Origin of the sequence: Pseudomonas sp. 58 R 12, from assembly GCF_900005865.1 — a bacterium.
Taxonomy (GTDB): Bacteria; Pseudomonadota; Gammaproteobacteria; order Pseudomonadales; family Pseudomonadaceae; genus Aquipseudomonas; species Aquipseudomonas tritici.
Window position 1 is genome coordinate 1 of record NZ_CVTP01000017.1, and the last position, 20637, is coordinate 20637.

The following is a 20637-nucleotide window of genomic DNA, read 5'->3' on the forward strand; positions in this document are numbered from 1 at the left end:
TAACGCTGTAGAATTCGCCTCCCGCTAACGAGAGATCGGAAGCGCAAGTGGTTGAAGTTGTTGAAGAATTCTTCGAAAACTTCTGAAAATAATCACTTGACAGCAAATGAGGCTGCTGTAGAATGCGCGCCTCGGTTGAGACGAAAGATCTTAACCAACCGCTCTTTAACAACTGAATCAAGCAATTCGTGTGGGTGCTTGTGGAGTCAGACTGATAGTCAACAAGATTATCAGCATCACAAGTTACTCCGCGAGAAATCAAAGATGTAACCAACGATTGCTGAGCCAAGTTTAGGGTTTCTTAAAAACCCAAAGATGTTTGAACTGAAGAGTTTGATCATGGCTCAGATTGAACGCTGGCGGCAGGCCTAACACATGCAAGTCGAGCGGTAGAGAGAAGCTTGCTTCTCTTGAGAGCGGCGGACGGGTGAGTAATGCCTAGGAATCTGCCTGGTAGTGGGGGATAACGTTCGGAAACGGACGCTAATACCGCATACGTCCTACGGGAGAAAGCAGGGGACCTTCGGGCCTTGCGCTATCAGATGAGCCTAGGTCGGATTAGCTAGTTGGTGAGGTAATGGCTCACCAAGGCGACGATCCGTAACTGGTCTGAGAGGATGATCAGTCACACTGGAACTGAGACACGGTCCAGACTCCTACGGGAGGCAGCAGTGGGGAATATTGGACAATGGGCGAAAGCCTGATCCAGCCATGCCGCGTGTGTGAAGAAGGTCTTCGGATTGTAAAGCACTTTAAGTTGGGAGGAAGGGCAGTTACCTAATACGTGATTGTTTTGACGTTACCGACAGAATAAGCACCGGCTAACTCTGTGCCAGCAGCCGCGGTAATACAGAGGGTGCAAGCGTTAATCGGAATTACTGGGCGTAAAGCGCGCGTAGGTGGTTTGTTAAGTTGGATGTGAAATCCCCGGGCTCAACCTGGGAACTGCATTCAAAACTGACTGACTAGAGTATGGTAGAGGGTGGTGGAATTTCCTGTGTAGCGGTGAAATGCGTAGATATAGGAAGGAACACCAGTGGCGAAGGCGACCACCTGGACTAATACTGACACTGAGGTGCGAAAGCGTGGGGAGCAAACAGGATTAGATACCCTGGTAGTCCACGCCGTAAACGATGTCAACTAGCCGTTGGAAGCCTTGAGCTTTTAGTGGCGCAGCTAACGCATTAAGTTGACCGCCTGGGGAGTACGGCCGCAAGGTTAAAACTCAAATGAATTGACGGGGGCCCGCACAAGCGGTGGAGCATGTGGTTTAATTCGAAGCAACGCGAAGAACCTTACCAGGCCTTGACATCCAATGAACTTTCTAGAGATAGATTGGTGCCTTCGGGAACATTGAGACAGGTGCTGCATGGCTGTCGTCAGCTCGTGTCGTGAGATGTTGGGTTAAGTCCCGTAACGAGCGCAACCCTTGTCCTTAGTTACCAGCACATAATGGTGGGCACTCTAAGGAGACTGCCGGTGACAAACCGGAGGAAGGTGGGGATGACGTCAAGTCATCATGGCCCTTACGGCCTGGGCTACACACGTGCTACAATGGTCGGTACAGAGGGTTGCCAAGCCGCGAGGTGGAGCTAATCCCAGAAAACCGATCGTAGTCCGGATCGCAGTCTGCAACTCGACTGCGTGAAGTCGGAATCGCTAGTAATCGCGAATCAGAATGTCGCGGTGAATACGTTCCCGGGCCTTGTACACACCGCCCGTCACACCATGGGAGTGGGTTGCACCAGAAGTAGCTAGTCTAACCTTCGGGAGGACGGTTACCACGGTGTGATTCATGACTGGGGTGAAGTCGTAACAAGGTAGCCGTAGGGGAACCTGCGGCTGGATCACCTCCTTAATCGACGACATCAGCTGCTCCATAAGTTCCCACACGAATTGCTTGATTCATTGAAGAAGACGATAAGAAGCAGCCCGAAATTGGGTCTGTAGCTCAGTTGGTTAGAGCGCACCCCTGATAAGGGTGAGGTCGGCAGTTCGAATCTGCCCAGACCCACCAATTTTGTGTGGGAAACGCCTGTAGAAATACGGGGCCATAGCTCAGCTGGGAGAGCGCCTGCCTTGCACGCAGGAGGTCAACGGTTCGATCCCGTTTGGCTCCACCACTACTGCTTCTACGTTATGAAAGCTTAGAAATGAGCATTCCATCGTTATGATGGTGAATGTTGATTTCTAGTCTTTGATTAGATCGTTCTTTAAAAATTTGGGTATGTGATAGAAAGATAGACTGAACGTTACTTTCACTGGTAACGGATCAGGCTAAGGTAAAATTTGTGAGTTACTCAGTTTTGAGTATTATCGAATTTTCGGCGAATGTTGTCTTCACAGTATAACCAGATTGCTTGGGGTTATATGGTCAAGTGAAGAAGCGCATACGGTGGATGCCTTGGCAGTCAGAGGCGATGAAAGACGTGGTAGCCTGCGAAAAGCTTCGGGGAGTCGGCAAACAGACTTTGATCCGGAGATGTCTGAATGGGGGAACCCAGCCATCATAAGATGGTTACCTTACACTGAATACATAGGTGTATGGAGCGAACCAGGGGAACTGAAACATCTAAGTACCCTGAGGAAAAGAAATCAACCGAGATTCCCTTAGTAGTGGCGAGCGAACGGGGACTAGCCCTTAAGTGGCTTTGAGATTAGCGGAACGCTCTGGAAAGTGCGGCCATAGTGGGTGATAGCCCTGTACGCGAAAATCTCTTAGTCATGAAATCGAGTAGGACGGAGCACGAGAAACTTTGTCTGAATATGGGGGGACCATCCTCCAAGGCTAAATACTACTGACTGACCGATAGTGAACTAGTACCGTGAGGGAAAGGCGAAAAGAACCCCGGAGAGGGGAGTGAAATAGATCCTGAAACCGTATGCGTACAAGCAGTGGGAGCCCACTTTGTTGGGTGACTGCGTACCTTTTGTATAATGGGTCAGCGACTTATTTTCAGTGGCGAGCTTAACCGAATAGGGGAGGCGTAGCGAAAGCGAGTCTTAATAGGGCGTCTAGTCGCTGGGAATAGACCCGAAACCGGGCGATCTATCCATGGGCAGGTTGAAGGTTGGGTAACACTAACTGGAGGACCGAACCGACTACCGTTGAAAAGTTAGCGGATGACCTGTGGATCGGAGTGAAAGGCTAATCAAGCTCGGAGATAGCTGGTTCTCCTCGAAAGCTATTTAGGTAGCGCCTCATGTATCACTGTAGGGGGTAGAGCACTGTTTCGGCTAGGGGGTCATCCCGACTTACCAAACCGATGCAAACTCCGAATACCTACAAGTGCCGAGCATGGGAGACACACGGCGGGTGCTAACGTCCGTCGTGAAAAGGGAAACAACCCAGACCGTCAGCTAAGGTCCCAAAGTTATGGTTAAGTGGGAAACGATGTGGGAAGGCTTAGACAGCTAGGAGGTTGGCTTAGAAGCAGCCACCCTTTAAAGAAAGCGTAATAGCTCACTAGTCGAGTCGGCCTGCGCGGAAGATGTAACGGGGCTCAAACCATACACCGAAGCTACGGGTATCACGTAAGTGATGCGGTAGAGGAGCGTTCTGTAAGCCTGTGAAGGTGAGTTGAGAAGCTTGCTGGAGGTATCAGAAGTGCGAATGCTGACATGAGTAACGACAATGGGTGTGAAAAACACCCACGCCGAAAGACCAAGGTTTCCTGCGCAACGTTAATCGACGCAGGGTTAGTCGGTCCCTAAGGCGAGGCTGAAAAGCGTAGTCGATGGAAAACAGGTTAATATTCCTGTACTTCTGGTTATTGCGATGGAGGGACGGAGAAGGCTAGGCCAGCTTGGCGTTGGTTGTCCAAGTTTAAGGTGGTAGGCTGAGATCTTAGGTAAATCCGGGATCTTAAGGCCGAGAGCTGATGACGAGCTAACTTTTAGTTAGCGAAGTGGTTGATGCCATGCTTCCAAGAAAAGCTTCTAAGCTTCAGGTAACCAGGAACCGTACCCCAAACCGACACAGGTGGTTGGGTAGAGAATACCAAGGCGCTTGAGAGAACTCGGGTGAAGGAACTAGGCAAAATGGCACCGTAACTTCGGGAGAAGGTGCGCCGGTGAGGGTGAAGGACTTGCTCCGTAAGCTCATGCCGGTCGAAGATACCAGGCCGCTGCGACTGTTTATTAAAAACACAGCACTCTGCAAACACGAAAGTGGACGTATAGGGTGTGACGCCTGCCCGGTGCCGGAAGGTTAATTGATGGGGTTAGCTAACGCGAAGCTCTTGATCGAAGCCCCGGTAAACGGCGGCCGTAACTATAACGGTCCTAAGGTAGCGAAATTCCTTGTCGGGTAAGTTCCGACCTGCACGAATGGCGTAACGATGGCGGCGCTGTCTCCACCCGAGACTCAGTGAAATTGAAATCGCTGTGAAGATGCAGTGTATCCGCGGCTAGACGGAAAGACCCCGTGAACCTTTACTATAGCTTTGCACTGGACTTTGAATTTGCTTGTGTAGGATAGGTGGGAGGCTTTGAAGCGTGGACGCCAGTCTGCGTGGAGCCAACCTTGAAATACCACCCTGGCAACTTTGAGGTTCTAACTCAGGTCCGTTATCCGGATCGAGGACAGTGTATGGTGGGTAGTTTGACTGGGGCGGTCTCCTCCTAAAGAGTAACGGAGGAGTACGAAGGTGCGCTCAGACCGGTCGGAAATCGGTCGTAGAGTATAAAGGCAAAAGCGCGCTTGACTGCGAGACAGACACGTCGAGCAGGTACGAAAGTAGGTCTTAGTGATCCGGTGGTTCTGTATGGAAGGGCCATCGCTCAACGGATAAAAGGTACTCCGGGGATAACAGGCTGATACCGCCCAAGAGTTCATATCGACGGCGGTGTTTGGCACCTCGATGTCGGCTCATCACATCCTGGGGCTGAAGCCGGTCCCAAGGGTATGGCTGTTCGCCATTTAAAGTGGTACGCGAGCTGGGTTTAGAACGTCGTGAGACAGTTCGGTCCCTATCTGCCGTGGACGTTTGAGATTTGAGAGGGGCTGCTCCTAGTACGAGAGGACCGGAGTGGACGAACCTCTGGTGTTCCGGTTGTCACGCCAGTGGCATTGCCGGGTAGCTATGTTCGGAATAGATAACCGCTGAAAGCATCTAAGCGGGAAACTAGCCTCAAGATGAGATCTCACTGGGACCTTGAGTCCCCTGAAGGGCCGTCGAAGACTACGACGTTGATAGGTTGGGTGTGTAAGCGCTGTGAGGCGTTGAGCTAACCAATACTAATTGCCCGTGAGGCTTGACCATATAACACCCAAGCAATTTGACTACTCTAACGAGCATCAGATTGCGGTGTGTGAAGACGATAGAACCGAAAGTTCGATCTCACGAAAACACCGAAAGCTGTCACATACCCAATTTGCTGAAGCGAGGCCATCTGGCCACGACTCAGTACCCGAATTTCTTGACGACCATAGAGCATTGGAACCACCTGATCCCATCCCGAACTCAGTAGTGAAACGATGCATCGCCGATGGTAGTGTGGGGTTTCCCCATGTGAGAGTAGGTCATCGTCAAGATTAAATTCCGAAACCCCTGTTTGCTAACGCGAACAGGGGTTTTGTTTTGGGCGGTCGAAAAGACATCTAACATCCCAATTCCGCCAATAACTGTCCACAGTGCTAAAGTCGCACCCTCGATTTTGCTTTTCCCAAGGAAGCCGTTATGCCGGATGCGACGTCCCTCAGCGCTGGATTCATGGTGGTTCACGGCAATCGCCTGGATGAACTGCGCAGCCTGGTGGTCAGCTGGATGCGACGCTACCCCCTGGCGCCCCTGGAAAACGAAATCGCCCTGGTGCAAAGCAACGGCATCGCTCAATGGCTCAAGTTGGCCCTGGCTGAAGATCCGGAAGAGGATGACATGGGCGGCTGCGGTATTGCTGCCGCAATTGACGTGCAACTGCCCGGCAGCTTCATGTGGCAGCTCTACCGAATGGTGCTTGGCCGTGACGAAATCCCGCCCAAGTCCCTGCTGGACAAGGCCCCCCTGACCTGGCGCCTGATGCGCCTGCTCCCAGAGCTTATCGATCAGCCGCACTTCGAACCGTTGCAGCGCTTCCTCACCCACGACACCGACCTGCGTAAACGCTACCAACTCGCCGAGCGCCTGGCTGACTTGTTCGACCAATACCAGGTCTACCGCGCCGACTGGCTGGAAGACTGGGCTGCCGGCCGCCACCAACTGCGTAACGGCCGGGGCGACGCCAAACCGCTCAATCCTGCTAACTGCTGGCAAGCCGAACTGTGGCGCGCACTGCTGTTGGATGTCGGTGAAGAAGGCATGGCCGAAAGCCGTGCAGGCGTCCACCAACGCTTCATCGAACGCATCAATACGCTCGAGAGCGCCCCACCAGGGCTGCCATCCCGAGTCATTGTTTTCGGAATCTCCTCGTTGCCAGCACAGGCGCTGGAAGCCCTTGCCGGGCTCGCACGATTCAGCCAAGTCCTGCTTTGCGTACACAACCCGTGTCGCCATCACTGGTCCGACATCGTCGCCGACAAAGACCTGCTGCGTAACGAATACAAACGCCAAGCGCGTAAATCCGGCATGCCGGTCACTATCGATCCACAAACCCTGCACCAGCACGCCCACCCGCTACTGGCTGCCTGGGGCAAACAAGGCCGTGACTACATCAGCTTGCTGGACAGCTACGATGACCCCAACAGCTACCGTGCAGCGTTCCGCGATGGTCGTATCGACCTATTCAGTGACAGCGATCCCACCACGCTGCTCAATCAGCTCCAGGACGATATCCTCGAACTGCGCCCACTCAATGAAACCCGCGAACTATGGCCTGCCGTCGATCTGGAGCGAGATACCTCAATCCGCTTCCACATCGCCCACAGCGCTCAACGCGAAGTAGAAATCCTCCACGACCAACTGCTCCAACGTTTTAGCGCCGACCCCACGCTGCGTCCCAGGGACATCATCGTCATGGTCCCCGACGTCGACAGTTACGCGCCGCATATCCGCGCCGTGTTCGGCCAGCTTGAGCGCAACGACCCGCGCTTCATCCCGTTCACCCTGACTGACCAAGGCCAGCGCGGCCGCGACCCTCTGCTGATCGCCGTCGAACATCTGCTGAAAATCCCCGACAGCCGCTTCCCTGTCAGCGAAATCCTCGATCTGCTTGACGTTCCTGCCCTGCGCGAACGCTTCGCCATCAAGGAACGCGACCTGCCCACACTGCACCGCTGGATTGAAGGCGCCGGCATCCGCTGGGGCCTCAACGCCGAACAGCGCGCAGGCCTGGGCCTGCCCACGGAACTGGAACAAAACAGTTGGCGTTTCGGCCTGCGCCGCATGTTGCTCGGTTACGCCGTAGGCACCGGCGCCGCGTGGGACGGCATCGAGCCCTACGACGAAATCGGTGGTCTCGACGCCGCCCTGATCGGCCCGCTGGTCGCCTTGCTCGACGCACTCAGTGACGCCCATCAAGCCCTGTCGCACCCCGCGCCTCCGCAGACGTGGGGCGAACGCCTGCAACGCCTGATGCAGCTGTTCTTCCTACCGAGCAGCGAACACGACGACTACCTGTTGGGCCAACTCGAACAACTCCGAGAGACCTGGCTGGAAACCTGCGAGTCCGTGGGCCTACAAGACGAGTTACCTCTCACCGTAGTCCGTGAAGCCTGGCTGGCTGGCCTGGACCAAGGGCGCCTGTCCCAGCGCTTTCTCGCCGGGGCTGTTAATTTCTGCACCCTGATGCCCATGCGTGCGATCCCGTTCAAGCTCGTTTGCCTGCTCGGCATGAACGACGGCGATTACCCCCGCGCCCAACCACCGCTGGACTTCGACCTGATGGGCAGTGATTACCGCCCCGGCGACCGTTCACGCCGTGAAGACGATCGGTACCTGCTGCTCGAAGCCCTGCTTTCAGCGCGTGACCAGCTTTACATCAGTTGGGTGGGCCGCAGCATCCGCGACAACAGCGACCGCCCTGCCTCGGTACTGATCGGCCAACTACGCGACCATCTCGCCAGCGGCTGGCGTCACGCAAACAGCGATGAAGCGCTTATCGAAGCCATGACCCAAGAGCATCCACTGCAACCGTTCAGCGCCCGCTACTTCCATGAGGGCGACGCGCTATTCAGCTACGCCCGCGAATGGCAATTGCTCCACGAAGCCTGCGACGCCACCCCAACAGAACACGACCTGGCACCGCACAAACAGGACGAGCCCCTGAGCCTCGGCCAGTTACAAGACTTCCTACGCAACCCAGTCAAACACTTCTTCAGCCAACGTCTGAAAGTATTCTTCGAAGCCGCCGAAGTGCCGTTGGCCGACGAAGAACCCTTCGTCCTCGACGCACTGCAACGCTACAGTCTAAGCGACAGCCTGCTGAACGCCGCACTCACTGAACCCGATCATCTCGAGCAGGCCCTACACGCCCAGGCCTTGCGACTGCAAGGCAGTGGCCTGTTGCCTATGGTCGGTTTCGGCGAATGCCTGCGCAACGAATTGATCGAGCCGTTGCCCGACCTGCTGCAACGCTATCAACAATTGTTGGCCCTTTGGCCCACCCGGCATACTGGCGCAGAACCTGTCAGTTTTGAGTATCGAGGTGTTCAATTGGAAGGCTGGATCAGCGGTCTGCATCGACGCAGTGATGGCGGCCTGCTAAGCGTCACCACCATCCCCAACAGCATTGGCTCGATCAAGACACGCAAGTGGCATCGCCTCATTCGCCCTTGGGTCAATCACGTGGTTGCCTGCGCTTGCGGCCTGCCTTTAAGCACCGGCTTGGTGGCCAGTGACGACACCTTGCTCCTGCCGCCTCTGGATAAGTCCATCGCACAGGAAATCCTCGGCAACCTGCTGCTCGCCTGGCACACAGGCATGAGCAAACCGCTGCCCGTGGCCGTCAAAACCGCCTTCGCCTGGCTCGGTCAAACCGACCCCGTCAAGGCCCAGGCGGCCGCCAGTAAAGCCTACGAAGGCGACGCCCTGACCTCCGACGGCGAACGTCGCGAAACCCCAGCGCTCACCCGGCAATTCCCCGACTACGCCGCGCTCATCGCCAGCGAAGAATTCGAAGGTTGGTGCGAAACCCTGTATCGCCCCCTGATCAACGCTCCATGGCGCTCACTCACAGGTGAGGAGGCCGGCGCATGACCCGCAAACCTTTGGCCCTTGCCTTCCCGCTCAAGGGCAGCCAGCTGATTGAAGCCAGCGCCGGTACCGGCAAGACGTTCACTATCTCCGCCCTTTACCTGCGTCTGGTCCTCGGCCACGGTGGCGACGACTCCGGTTTTGGTCGCGAGCTGTTGCCGCCGCAAATCCTGGTAGTGACGTTCACTGACGCCGCCACCAAAGAGCTGCGCGAACGCATCCGCATTCGTCTTGCCGAGGCCGCGCGGTTCTTCCGCGAAGAAATTGAACAGCCCGACGCCCTGATCGCTGATCTGCGCGACGAGTACCCACCCGAACAGTGGCCCGCCTGCGCCAACCGCCTGGACATCGCCGCGCAATGGATGGACGAAGCTGCTGTCTCGACTATCCACAGCTGGTGCCAGCGCATGCTGCGCGAGCACGCGTTCGACAGCGGTAGCCTGTTCACCCAGACCCTGGAAACCGACCACAGCGACCTGCTCGGCGAAGTGCTGCGCGACTACTGGCGGCTGTTCTGCTACCCGATGCACGACGACGCCCTCAACTGGGTGCGCAATAACTGGGGTGGCCCTGCCGCGTTGATGCCACGGGTGCGCGCGCTGTTCGGCAGTGAACGGCCCAGCGATGAAGCCCGCGAACCCGCCGAACTGATAACGGCTTGCCTGCAAGAGCGTCGCGAAGCGCTGACAACCATCAAGGCGCCCTGGCAACAATGGGCCGCCGAGCTACGCGATATCTGCCTGCAAGCCGTGGCCGCCAAAGCCGTCGACGGCCGCAAGATGCAAGCGCGTTATTTCGAGCCGTGGTTCGAAAAGATCGGCGCCTGGGCTGCTGACGACACTCTCGAACAACTCGATATCGGTACTGGCTTCACCCGCCTCACGCCCGACGGTATGGCCGAAGCCTGGAAGGGCGAGCCGCCCCAGCATCCTGGCATCGACGCCATGGCCGGTCTCAAGTCGGCCCTCGATGCGTTGCCAACCCCCGAGGCCGCTGTGTTGCAGCACGCCGCCGGCTGGGTGGGGCAACGCTTCGAAGAAGAAAAACGCCGCCGCGCCGAAATGGGCTTCGACGACATGCTCATCCGCCTCAACGCCGCGCTGAAAGCTGACGGCGGCGAACGCCTTGCCAGTGTCATCCGCGAGCAATTCCCGGTGGCCCTGATCGACGAGTTCCAGGACACCGACCCAGTGCAGTACAGCATCTTCGACAGCATCTACCGCATCGAAGAAAACCACCTCGACAGTGGCCTGTTTCTGATCGGCGACCCCAAGCAAGCGATCTACGCCTTCCGTGGCGCTGACATTTACACTTACTTGCGCGCCCGCCAGTCCACCACCGGCCGCCACCACACGCTGGGCACCAACTTCCGCTCCAGCCATGCGATGGTCGAGGCAGTGAACCACGTGTTCCAGCGCGCAGAAAAAGGCCGTGGCGCGTTCCTGTTCCGCGAACCGGATGGTCAGAATCCGGTGCCGTTCCACTCGGTGCTGTCCCAAGGCCGCAAGGAACGATTGCACGTTAATGGCCAAACGCTGCCGGCGATGAACCTCTGGCATTTGCCCACAGAACAGCCGGTTTCCAACGTGGTTTACCGTCAGCAATTGGCTGCCGCCTGTGCCACGCAGATTGTTGAATTGCTCAACGGCGGACAGCAAGGCACAGCCGGTTTCCTACAACCGGACGCGAGCTTCAACGGCGTGCTTCCGTCAGATATCGCCATCCTCGTTCGCGACGGCAAGGAAGCTCAAGTCGTGCGGGCTGAACTGGCTGCGCGTGGCGTGCGCAGTGTGTACCTGTCCGACAAAGACTCGGTCTTCGCTGCCCAGGAAGCCCACGACCTGCTGGCCTGGCTCAAGGCCTGCGCCGAGCCGGATGTTGAGCGCCCGCTGCGCGCTGCCCTGGCTTGCGTCACCCTGAACCTGTCACTTCCGGAACTGGAGCGCCTGAACCAGGACGAACTCGCATGGGAAAGCCGCGTCATGCAGTTCCGTGGCTATCGCGTGATCTGGCGCACCCAAGGTGTGCTGCCAATGCTGCGTCGCCTGCTCCACGATTTTAAACTGCCGCAAACCCTGATCGCGCGCAGTGACGGCGAACGTGTGCTGACCAACCTGCTGCACCTCAGCGAACTGCTGCAACAGGCCGCATCGGAACTGGACGGCGAACAGGCGCTGATCCGCCACTTGGCCGAACACCTGGCGCTGTCGGGCCAGGCGGGTGAGGAACAAATCCTGCGCCTGGAAAGTGATGAACAATTGGTCAAGGTGGTGACTATCCACAAATCCAAGGGCCTGGAATACGACTTGGTCTTCCTGCCTTTCATCTGCTCAGCCAAACCAGTCGATGGCAGCCGTTTGCCCCTTCACTACCATGATGAACACGGCAAGTCGCAGGTCAGTCTGCGTCCGACCGCCGAGTTGATCGACCAGGCCGACAACGAGCGCCTGGCCGAAGATCTGCGCCTGCTCTATGTAGCCCTGACCCGTGCCAAACATGCGTGCTGGCTCGGCATCGCCGACCTCAAGCGTGGCAACAGCAATAGCTCCGTGTTGCACTTGTCGGCGTTGGGCTATTTGCTTGGCGCGGGTGCATCGCTGGGAGAGTCCACGGGTCTGGCGCGCTGGTTGTTGGATCTGCAAGAAGGTTGCACCGCAATCCACTATGCCCACGTGCCCGACGCGCAAGACATCATCTTCCACCCGCCGCGCAACGAAGCCCTGCTTAGAGCGCCCTTGCTGCCCAAACGCAAGGCGGCCGAAAACTGGTGGATCGCCTCCTACAGCGCCTTGCGCATTGGCGACAGCATGAGTGCCGCCAGTCTCGAAGCGCCGGAAAGCCCACAAGCCCAAAAGCTGTTCGATGACGAACGCCTCGACCCCGACGCTCCCCGCGAGTTAGCGGCGTCCGGCGGCGACATTCACCGGTTCCCACGCGGTCCGAACCCTGGGACCTTTCTCCACGGTCTGCTGGAGTGGGCGGGGGAGGAGGGCTTCAACGTCACCCCCGAGGCTATCGAAAAAGCCGTAGGGGCTCGTTGCAATCGCCGCAACTGGGAAGGTTGGATCGTCACCCTCAGCAGTTGGCTGGGCCACTTACTGCAAGCGGCGCTGCCTGTGGACAACGATCACGTCAGCCTGAAAAGCCTGCAGCATTACCAGATCGAAATGGAGTTCTGGTTCGCCAGCCATAAAGTCGACGTACTCGCCCTCGACAAACTGGTGTGCCAGTACACCCACAACGGCGTTTCCCGCGTCGCCGCCGAACCCGTGTTGCTCAACGGTATGTTCAAGGGCTTTATCGATTTGACGTTCGAACATGACGGCCGCTATTACGTGGCCGACTACAAATCCAACTGGCTCGGCCCCGACGATTCGGCCTATACACAGGACGCCATGGAACAGTCGATCCTCGAGCATCGGTACGACCTGCAATACGTACTTTACCTGCTGGCCCTGCACCGCCAACTCAAGGCGCGCCTGCCGGACTACGACTACGACCGCCATGTCGGCGGTGCGCTTTACCTATTCCTGCGCGGCACCCAGTCCGTGAGCCAGGGCGCGTATTTCACCCGGCCACCACGGGAACTGATCGAAGGCCTGGACCTGCTGTTCCAGGGCAAGCCCCTCCCGCCCAAGGTTGAGCCCGCCTGGGAACAAGGAGTGCTGCTATGAGCCTGTCGCCGTTACCGCTCGAGGACCTGATGCCTCTCAGCCGTGCCACTGACCTGGTGCAGCTGCTGGAGCGTTGGGTGGATCGCGGTTGGTTGCGCGCCCTGGACAAAGCCTTCGTCGGCTTCCTGCACGAACTTGATCCGCACGCTGACCCGCTGGTGCTGCTGGCCGCTGCGCTGACCAGCCATCAACTGGGCCATGGCCACGTCTGCCTCGACCTGTTCGAAACGCTCAAAGCCCCGGACTTCGCCCTGTCGTTGCCGCCTGAAGGCGACCTGCAAACCGGCGCCATGCTGCTGCCGTCGCAGTTGCTCGACGGCCTCGACGGCGCCCACTGGTGCCACACGCTGGCCGCCAGCCATCTGGTCGCGTTGGCAGTTGATGGCAGCGAAGCCGCCCAGAGTCGCCCATTGGTCCTGTCCGGCAAACGCCTGTACCTGCGCCGCTACTGGACCTACGAGCGACGTATCGACACCGCCTTGCGCCTGCGGCTCGCCACCCAGGAAAGCGTCGCCGCCGATTTGCCGCAGCGCCTTGACAGCCTGTTCGACCAGCCGCCGCCTGACGGCGTGATCGATTGGCAAAAGCTCGCCTGCGCCCTGGCCACTCGCGGAGCATTCAGCATCGTCACCGGCGGCCCCGGCACCGGTAAGACCACCACCGTGGTGCGCCTGCTCGCGCTGTTGCAGGCGCCGGCGGTGGAAACCGGCAGCCCACTGCGCATTCGCCTGGCTGCGCCCACCGGCAAGGCCGCTGCACGCCTCACCGAGTCCATCAGCCAGCAAGTGCTGTCGCTGAAAGTGCCGGACAACGTGAAGGAAAAGATCCCGACTCAGGTCACCACTGTCCACCGCTTGCTCGGCAGTCGCCCGGGCACGCGGCATTTCCGTCATCACATCGGCAACCCATTGCCCTTGGATGTGCTGGTGGTGGACGAAGCCTCGATGATTGACCTGGAAATGATGGCCAACCTGCTCGACGCCTTGCCGCCCCATGCACGGCTTGTGCTACTGGGCGACAAGGACCAACTCGCTTCGGTAGAAGCGGGTGCCGTGCTCGGTGATTTGTGCCGCGACGCGGAAGCCGGCTTCTACAGCGCCGAGACCCGCCAATGGCTGCAAGCCGTCAGTGGCGAAGACCTCAGCACCAGTGGCCTGCAGGCAGACCTCGACGGCAGCCATCCCCTGGCCCAGCAAGTGGTGATGCTGCGTTACTCACGCCGTTTCGGCGAAGGCAGTGGCATCGGCCAACTGGCGCGTTGGGTCAACCAGCAAAATGCTGAAGAAGCCCGTAAGCTGCTGACGGCACGCAGCCACAGTGACCTGTTCTGCGTCAGCCTGAAGGGCGAGCGCGACCACGCCCTCGAGCGCCTGGTCCTGGACGGGCAGTGCAGCGACGGCGCCCAAGGTTATCGCTACTACCTCAACCTGCTGCAAAGCGCGCGTCCATCTCCCGACACCCCACGCGAAGCCCCCGCCTGGACCCGTTGGGCGCAACAACTGCTGCAAGCCTTCGATGCCTTCCAACTGCTCTGCGCGGTACGCAAAGGCCCTTGGGGTGTGGAAGGCCTGAATCTGCGCATCACCGCAGCCTTGCGCAAGGTGCGGCTGGTCGAGGGCGACGAGCAATGGTACGAAGGCCGCCCGGTGCTCATGACCCGCAACGATTACGGCCTGGGCTTGATGAACGGCGACATCGGCATCGCCCTCAAATTGCCCGAAAGCGATGGCGGCCCGCAGGTACTGCGTGTCGCCTTCCCACGTAACGATGGCCAGGGCGGCGTGCGTTTTGTGCTGCCCAGCCGCCTGAATGATGTGGAAACCGTGTACGCGATGACCGTGCATAAATCCCAGGGATCGGAGTTCATCCACACGGCATTGATCCTGCCGGATGCGCTCAACCCGGTGCTCACCAAAGAACTGATCTACACCGGCATCACCCGGGCCAAGCGCTGGTTCAGCCTGATCGAACCGCGTGGCGGCGTGTTTGAAGAAGCGGTAAGGCGCAAGGTCAAGCGCTTGAGTGGGCTGGTGCTTGAGCTGGGGCACGAATCAGAAAAAACTGAGTGACAGGTCATGTAATATTTCTTATTCAGGCGTCTGATTTTTCTGAAAAAATAGCGGGCCACGTGAAGACCCATTCCGCTGAGGGGTTCCACCACTGTGCTATCGTTGCGGCATCATCTGAAAAAAAACTGAGAGTATCGCTGCATGAACGTGGCTGTCTCGCCCACAGAGCGCAGTTTGAGCTGGAGACGCATGTTGCTGGTGGCGGCCCTGTGCGTGCTCGCACCACGCGTCTTCGCCCAGGCGCCCGAGCCCATTGACCTTGCCGCCCACCGTGCCCAAGCGGTCACCCAAGTGGTGCTCGGTATCCTCAGTTATGCGCGCTGGCCGGTAGAGCCTGCGCAATTGCGCCTGTGTATCGTCGGCCCGACCCAATACACCGACGACCTGGTCAAAGGCACGACCCAGGCCACCGGCCGTCCGGTCGTTGTGCAACGCCTGCTGGCCAGCCATCCCGATATCGTCGACGCCTGCGATGCGGTGTACATCGGCAAACTCAGTGCCGATGAGCGCAGCCAGCTGTTTACCTCATTGATCGGCCACCCGGTGCTCAGCATCAGCGAAGGCGGCGACCAGTGCACCGTGGGCAGCCTGTTCTGCCTGCGGGTGAGTGATGAGCAAGTGTCATTCGAAGTCAATCTCGACTCCGTCGCCCGCAGTGGCGTACGTATTCACCCCAGCGTGTTGCAGTTGTCACGTCGCCGAGCGCCCGCACCATGAAGGCCGATAAAGTGCGACCGACGCTACGCTCGGTCATCGGCCGGGGGCACCTGATCCTGGCGCTGGTGGCGGTGATTCTGGCCAGTGTTTCCCTGACGCTGCTCGGCGTGCTGGCGCTGAGGGTCTATGCCGAACACAACTTGCACCTGATCGCGCGCTCTATCAGCTATACCGTTGAGGCAGCGGTGGTGTTCAACGACAGTGCGGCGGCCACCGAGGCCCTCAGCGTGATTGCCTCCACCGAAGAGGTGGCCCAGGCTGAAGTCCTTGATGCCAATGGCAAGTTGCTGGCTCAGTGGGTGCGCCCGGAAACCAGCATGCTGTCGCGGGTTGAGCTGGAGTTGGCGCATACCCTGCTCGAGCAACCCATCAGCCAGCCGATCCTCCACCAAGGGCGAGCCGTCGGCAGCATTCTTCTCACTGGCCACGGCGGTAGCTTGCTGCGCTTCCTGCTCAGTGGTCTGGCTGGCATCCTGATCTGCACCGCCCTCAGCGCGTGGGTTGCCCTGCATTTGGCGCGACGCCTGTTGCGGGGCATCACCGGCCCGCTGCAAAGCCTTGCCGCCGTGGCCCACGCCGCTCGTAGCGAGCGTGACTTCGATCGCCGCGTACCGCCGGCGCAAATCGCCGAGCTCGACAGTCTGGGCAGTGACTTCAATGCCTTGCTCGGCGAGATGGAAGCCTGGCAAAGCCACCTGCAGAGCGAAAACGAATTCCTCGCCCACCAGGCCAACCACGACAGCCTCACCGGTTTGCCCAACCGGGCGTTCTTCGAAGGCCGCCTGATTCGCGCCCTGCGCAGCGCCGCCAAAGTCAAAGAACAGGTGGCGGTGCTCTATCTCGACAGCGACCGCTTCAAAGAGATCAATGACAGTTTTGGCCATGCCGCCGGCGATGCCGTCCTTGTGGCCGTCGCCCAGCGTGTGCGTGCGCAATTGCGTGAAGATGACCTGGTGGCGCGCCTGGGGGGAGACGAGTTCGCCATCCTGCTGGCGCCGTTGCACAAGGTGGCAGACGCCGAGCGTATCGCCGACAAAATCATTGCCAGCATGGACCTGCCGATCCCCGTGCCCGGCAATACCGAGGTATTGACCTCCCTGAGTATCGGCATCGCCATCTACCCCGATCATGGTGCCACCCCCGGCACCCTGCTCAATGCGGCCGACGCGGCGATGTACCAGGCCAAGCGCCTGTCCTCGGGCGGCCAGCACACGGCGGAGTCGGAGCACGCCGCCGTCAATCTTCAACACAGGAGTTGACCCCTTGTTCACCACCGCACGTTTCATGTTGATCACCCTGCTGATGGCACTGCTCGCCCTCGGCGGCTGTCAGACGCCCCCACCCAAAGGCCTGACCCCAGCGCAGGTCGCGGTCCTCAAGCAGCAAGGCTTTGAAATGACCGACGAAGGCTGGTCATTCGGCCTGTCCGGCAAAGTGCTGTTTGGCAGCGATGTCGAGACCCTCAACCAACCCAGCACCGACATCGTCCAGCGTATCGGCAAGGCCCTGCTTGGCGTAGGTATCGAACGCGTTCGCGTCGATGGCCACACCGATGCGTCTGGCAAGGAAACCTACAATCAGCAGCTGTCCCTGCGCCGTGCCAAAAGCGTGGCCACGGTGCTGACCGGCGTGGGTATGAAAGAAGAAAACATCCAGCTGCGCGGCTTGGGCAGTAGCAAACCGGTGGTCTCCAATGACACCGCTGAAGGGCGCACCGAGAATCGGCGAGTGTCGATCGTGGTGAGTGCGGGCTGAGCGAATTCAATTTGAAATGCAGTCAAAATGTGGGAGCTGGCTTGCCTGCAAACGCGGTGTATCAGTACGCGATGTACTGACTGACACACTGCCATCGCAGGCAAGCCAGCTCCCACAGTGGGTTTTGCGGTGCCTTGCTACAGTGTTCGCTTAGCTGCCCGGTGTCATCGCCTGCGTTGATGCACCATCACCGTATCTCAGCAAAGACCGTCAAGTATGTTTCCTGTAGGAGACGTCTGCCATGACGAATCTTGATGGCTAGGCTGACGAGGTTTCGCTTTTTCGCAAAGGGTGGGCTTAGTTAAATGGCCGCGCCAACTAACCACCGTAAAGGACTGCGATGAGCATAAACGTCAGTAATTTCCGCCAGGAAGTTTCTAAAGCTAGACTTTCAAACATTGCTTTTGACGAGCTGTTGAGCGCAAGAGAGTTGTTCGAGTCTGAGCGTAAGGGAGTTCGATTCGATACCAAAGCCGCGCACATCAATCCTCTACAATTACCCGTCCTGAATAAGGAGCTAGATAGAATCCGAACCATGGTCGATCATGAAAGCCATGTCTTGATTCTTGATGGTTTTAAGGTCGACAAACTTGCAAGTTTCAAATCGCTGATATGGACATTTGGATCTCTACTCGGTGTGCCAATGGTGCAAAACCATCTCGGTCACAAGGTGATTGAGGTTTATGACAGAGGCGGTAAGAGCATTGAGGAAGGTGCGAGATACCATCAAACCCGCCAAGGTGCCTATGTGCACAACGATGGAGTGAGCGACCCGTTGCCTATCGATTACTTGATCTTGGCTTGCGGACAAAAAGCGCTTTTGGGAGGTGAGAGCATTCTGATTGATGCAAGCGCGGTATACGCAGAGCTGATGGCGTTTCCAGAAATATTGGAAGAGCTTAAGTGCGACTTCTTTTTTGAAAACCGCGGTATGTCAGATGAGGAACAGTTGTTCAAAACACCTATTTTGAGCTTTTCCAATGAGGGTATCCCGCTGATCAGATATTTTCGCGTCTACATTGAGTCCGCTCACCTTAAGGCGGGAGTGCCGTTAACAGTGGCCCAATCCCAAGCGCTAGACTTTCTGGACACCGTTCTCGATCAGTCATCGGTTCAGCATCGAGTGTTGCTGGAACCAGGGCAGGTACTCATTTCAGCCGATAACAAGTTTCTCCACACCCGCACGCACTTTATAGATATGAATACTCCACGTTGCGTGATTGATGATGCGGAATCCTTGAACGATCTAAATCGCTACATGCTACGGATGTGGTTACGCAAACAATGATGCACCGATGCTCATAACTTACATCCCCCCACTATCCGCCATAAGCCGAACCCCATGGACAACTCCGATATCGCGATCACGCTGGTCCTGATCTCTGCCTTTATGCACGCCACTTGGAACGCCGTAGTCCGCGCCGGTAGCAGTCGCTTCATGACCTTGGCCATGGTGGATGGCTCCGCGCTGGTGATATGCCTGCTGGCGTTGCCTCTTGTCAGTGTGCCGAGCCTGGAGGTAGGGGGTTATATCCTCGTCTCGGTGATACTCAATACGGTCTATCGGTTATTTCTGGTCAAAGCGTACGAAACGGGTGACTTCGGTCAGGTTTACCCGGTGATGCGTGGGGTACCGCCGGTATTGGTCGCGCTGTTTTCCTACTTTCTGCTGCATGAACAGTTGTCACTTCAGGCGCTGGTGGGGGTGTCGCTGATATGTGTGGGAATTATCAGCCTGACCTTCGTGCACAGGATGACGGCGCAGATGTTCAAGCCGATCCTGATGGCGGTGTGCGCTGGAGCGTTTATCGCGTCTTACACGGTAGTGGACGCCAAAGGTGTAAGAGCCAGCGAGACGGTGCTGCAGTACATCATCTACCTGACGGTGTTCCAGAGTATTCCGATCCCACTGCTGGCATTTTCCAAAGAGCGCTCGGCTTTGGCTCAAGCCATACGTGGGCATTGGCGAGTCGGCCTATTAGGCGGCGTTTTTTACTTGGCGTCCTACGCACTGGTGTTGTTTGCGTTGTCGCTGGACGCGGTGGCCAAGGTCTCAGCGCTGCGGGAAACCAGTGTTATTATCGGCGCCATTATTGCCGCGCTGTTTTTTCATGAACGGTTCGGCTGGCGACGGATGCTGTCGGCATTCGTCATTGTTAGCGGGATCATCTTGATCAAAGTGAGCACCTGATGGCTCAGCGTCCGCCTCCCACACCGATGCTTCAAGCGTTCGTCAGCGCTGCGCAAACCGGTAGTTTTGCGCGTGCGGCGTCTGAGCTTAACCTCACTGCCAGCGCCATTAGTCATCAAATTGCGGGCCTGGAGGAATGGTGGGGCGTGCAGTTGTTTGAGCGGCATTCACGCGGCGTCAAGCTGACGCCGGCGGGGCAAGCCTTGTTGCCGGTTACCGATGGTTTTTTCAAGGCGCTGGATGGGGTACTGCAATCTCTCAACCCCGGTAAATCCCGACCGTTGTACCTCTCATGCACGTCTTCTCTCTGTTCGACGTGGCTAATCCCCAGGATGCATGGGTCGCACACAGAGGCCTCGTTCAACCTTGATCTGGTGTTGACTAGCGCCGATATGAACAGCACCAGCCTGGAAGCTCATCAATACGATGTCGCGGTGGTGATGGGGTACGGCGATTATCCGGATCATCATGTTGAACTGCTGATGTGCGACGCAGTATTTCCCGTTTGCTCGCCGGAATTTCTACGGTTGAAGGGGGATATTTCACTGGAGGATGTCTCCCGGTACCCGCTGATTCATCGGGTGGACGATCAGGTGTGTCCGGGGTGGGAAAGCTGGTTTGCGTTTCAGGGGCTGGCGGCGCCGCCTTATCACCATGGGCCGCGATTTCCGGATTCGAGCCTGGCGATCAGCCTGGCGGTGAAGGGCACAGGCATCGCACTGGGCAGGACTGCGTTGGTATACGACCAATTGGAAGACGGCGCGTTGGTTGCGTTGAAAAGCCCCGCGATGATGTCGCCAGCGGCGTACTACATCATTTGTCGAAACGGGCGGCAATTAGAGCCGGATATCGCTCGGCTGATTGAATGGCTCAAGACCAGTGCGAGTAAGTTTCTGCGCGAAGTTCGGGCTCGGTATCCGCAAATTGCCGGGGCTGGTGCGGTTTAAATGTAGGAAGGAGCAAGGCTCCTCCCGCATTCGAACGGTGTTCGCTTATCGGCAGACCCGAAGGTCTCCCGCGTACAGCCGCCATAAAACGGTAAAGACAGATAAAAAGCCTGGCAATACTTGGGCATCACATCCCAACTAATCAGAGTCGCT

9 protein-coding genes, 2 tRNA genes and 3 rRNA genes are annotated in these 20637 nt (G+C 57.8%); all 14 read left to right on the plus strand.

Annotated elements, in window-relative coordinates:
* Positions 1 to 321: 321 nt before the first annotated feature.
* The 14 genes from BFP95_RS12865 to BFP95_RS12930 all read left to right on the plus strand — a co-directional run bounded on the left by BFP95_RS12865 (position 322) and on the right by BFP95_RS12930 (position 20484).
* A 16S ribosomal RNA gene (locus BFP95_RS12865) occupies positions 322 to 1858 on the plus strand.
* 82 nt (positions 1859 to 1940) lie between these two features.
* Positions 1941 to 2017, plus strand: a tRNA-Ile gene (locus BFP95_RS12870).
* 30 nt (positions 2018 to 2047) lie between these two features.
* Positions 2048 to 2123 (plus strand) — tRNA-Ala (locus BFP95_RS12875).
* A 249-nt stretch (positions 2124 to 2372) separates the two neighbouring features.
* Positions 2373 to 5264 (plus strand): 23S ribosomal RNA (locus BFP95_RS12880).
* A 156-nt stretch (positions 5265 to 5420) separates the two neighbouring features.
* Positions 5421 to 5536, plus strand: a 5S ribosomal RNA gene (rrf, locus tag BFP95_RS12885).
* The 16S, 23S and 5S rRNA genes sit together here with 2 tRNA genes alongside, the layout of an rRNA operon.
* A gap of 145 nt (positions 5537 to 5681) precedes the next feature.
* Positions 5682 to 9134: an exodeoxyribonuclease V subunit gamma gene (gene recC / locus BFP95_RS12890; protein WP_065890053.1), complete on the plus strand. Its 3453-nt coding sequence runs from the start codon at positions 5682 to 5684 to the stop codon at positions 9132 to 9134.
* Positions 9131 to 12805, plus strand: coding sequence for an exodeoxyribonuclease V subunit beta (gene recB, locus BFP95_RS12895; RefSeq protein ID WP_065910230.1), 3675 nt, complete (start codon positions 9131 to 9133; stop codon positions 12803 to 12805). Before recC ends, recB begins: the two co-directional genes overlap by 4 nt.
* Complete coding sequence (recD, locus tag BFP95_RS12900; protein WP_065910232.1) at positions 12802 to 14874, plus strand: exodeoxyribonuclease V subunit alpha; 2073 nt, start codon at positions 12802 to 12804, stop codon at positions 14872 to 14874. The genes recB and recD overlap by 4 nt, the downstream gene beginning before the upstream one ends.
* A gap of 141 nt (positions 14875 to 15015) precedes the next feature.
* Entirely contained in the window at positions 15016 to 15591 is a 576-nt protein-coding gene (locus BFP95_RS12905) for a YfiR family protein (protein ID WP_065874652.1), read from the plus strand.
* Complete coding sequence (locus tag BFP95_RS12910; RefSeq protein WP_065874653.1) at positions 15588 to 16850, plus strand: diguanylate cyclase domain-containing protein; 1263 nt, start codon at positions 15588 to 15590, stop codon at positions 16848 to 16850. The genes BFP95_RS12905 and BFP95_RS12910 overlap by 4 nt, the downstream gene beginning before the upstream one ends.
* A gap of 4 nt (positions 16851 to 16854) precedes the next feature.
* Complete coding sequence (locus BFP95_RS12915; protein ID WP_065874654.1) at positions 16855 to 17346, plus strand: OmpA family protein; 492 nt, start codon at positions 16855 to 16857, stop codon at positions 17344 to 17346.
* 340 nt (positions 17347 to 17686) lie between these two features.
* The gene (locus BFP95_RS12920; RefSeq protein ID WP_065880783.1) at positions 17687 to 18634 is read left to right on the plus strand and encodes a TauD/TfdA family dioxygenase; all 948 of its coding nucleotides are present in this window, start codon (positions 17687 to 17689) and stop codon (positions 18632 to 18634) included.
* Positions 18635 to 18688: 54 nt separating this feature from the next.
* Positions 18689 to 19537 carry an EamA family transporter gene (locus tag BFP95_RS12925; RefSeq protein ID WP_065874656.1) on the plus strand — a complete coding sequence of 283 codons (849 nt, stop codon included), beginning with the start codon at positions 18689 to 18691 and terminating at the stop codon, positions 19535 to 19537.
* Complete coding sequence (locus BFP95_RS12930; protein WP_065880782.1) at positions 19537 to 20484, plus strand: LysR substrate-binding domain-containing protein; 948 nt, start codon at positions 19537 to 19539, stop codon at positions 20482 to 20484. The genes BFP95_RS12925 and BFP95_RS12930 overlap by 1 nt, the downstream gene beginning before the upstream one ends.
* The last annotated feature ends 153 nt before the right edge of the window (positions 20485 to 20637 follow it).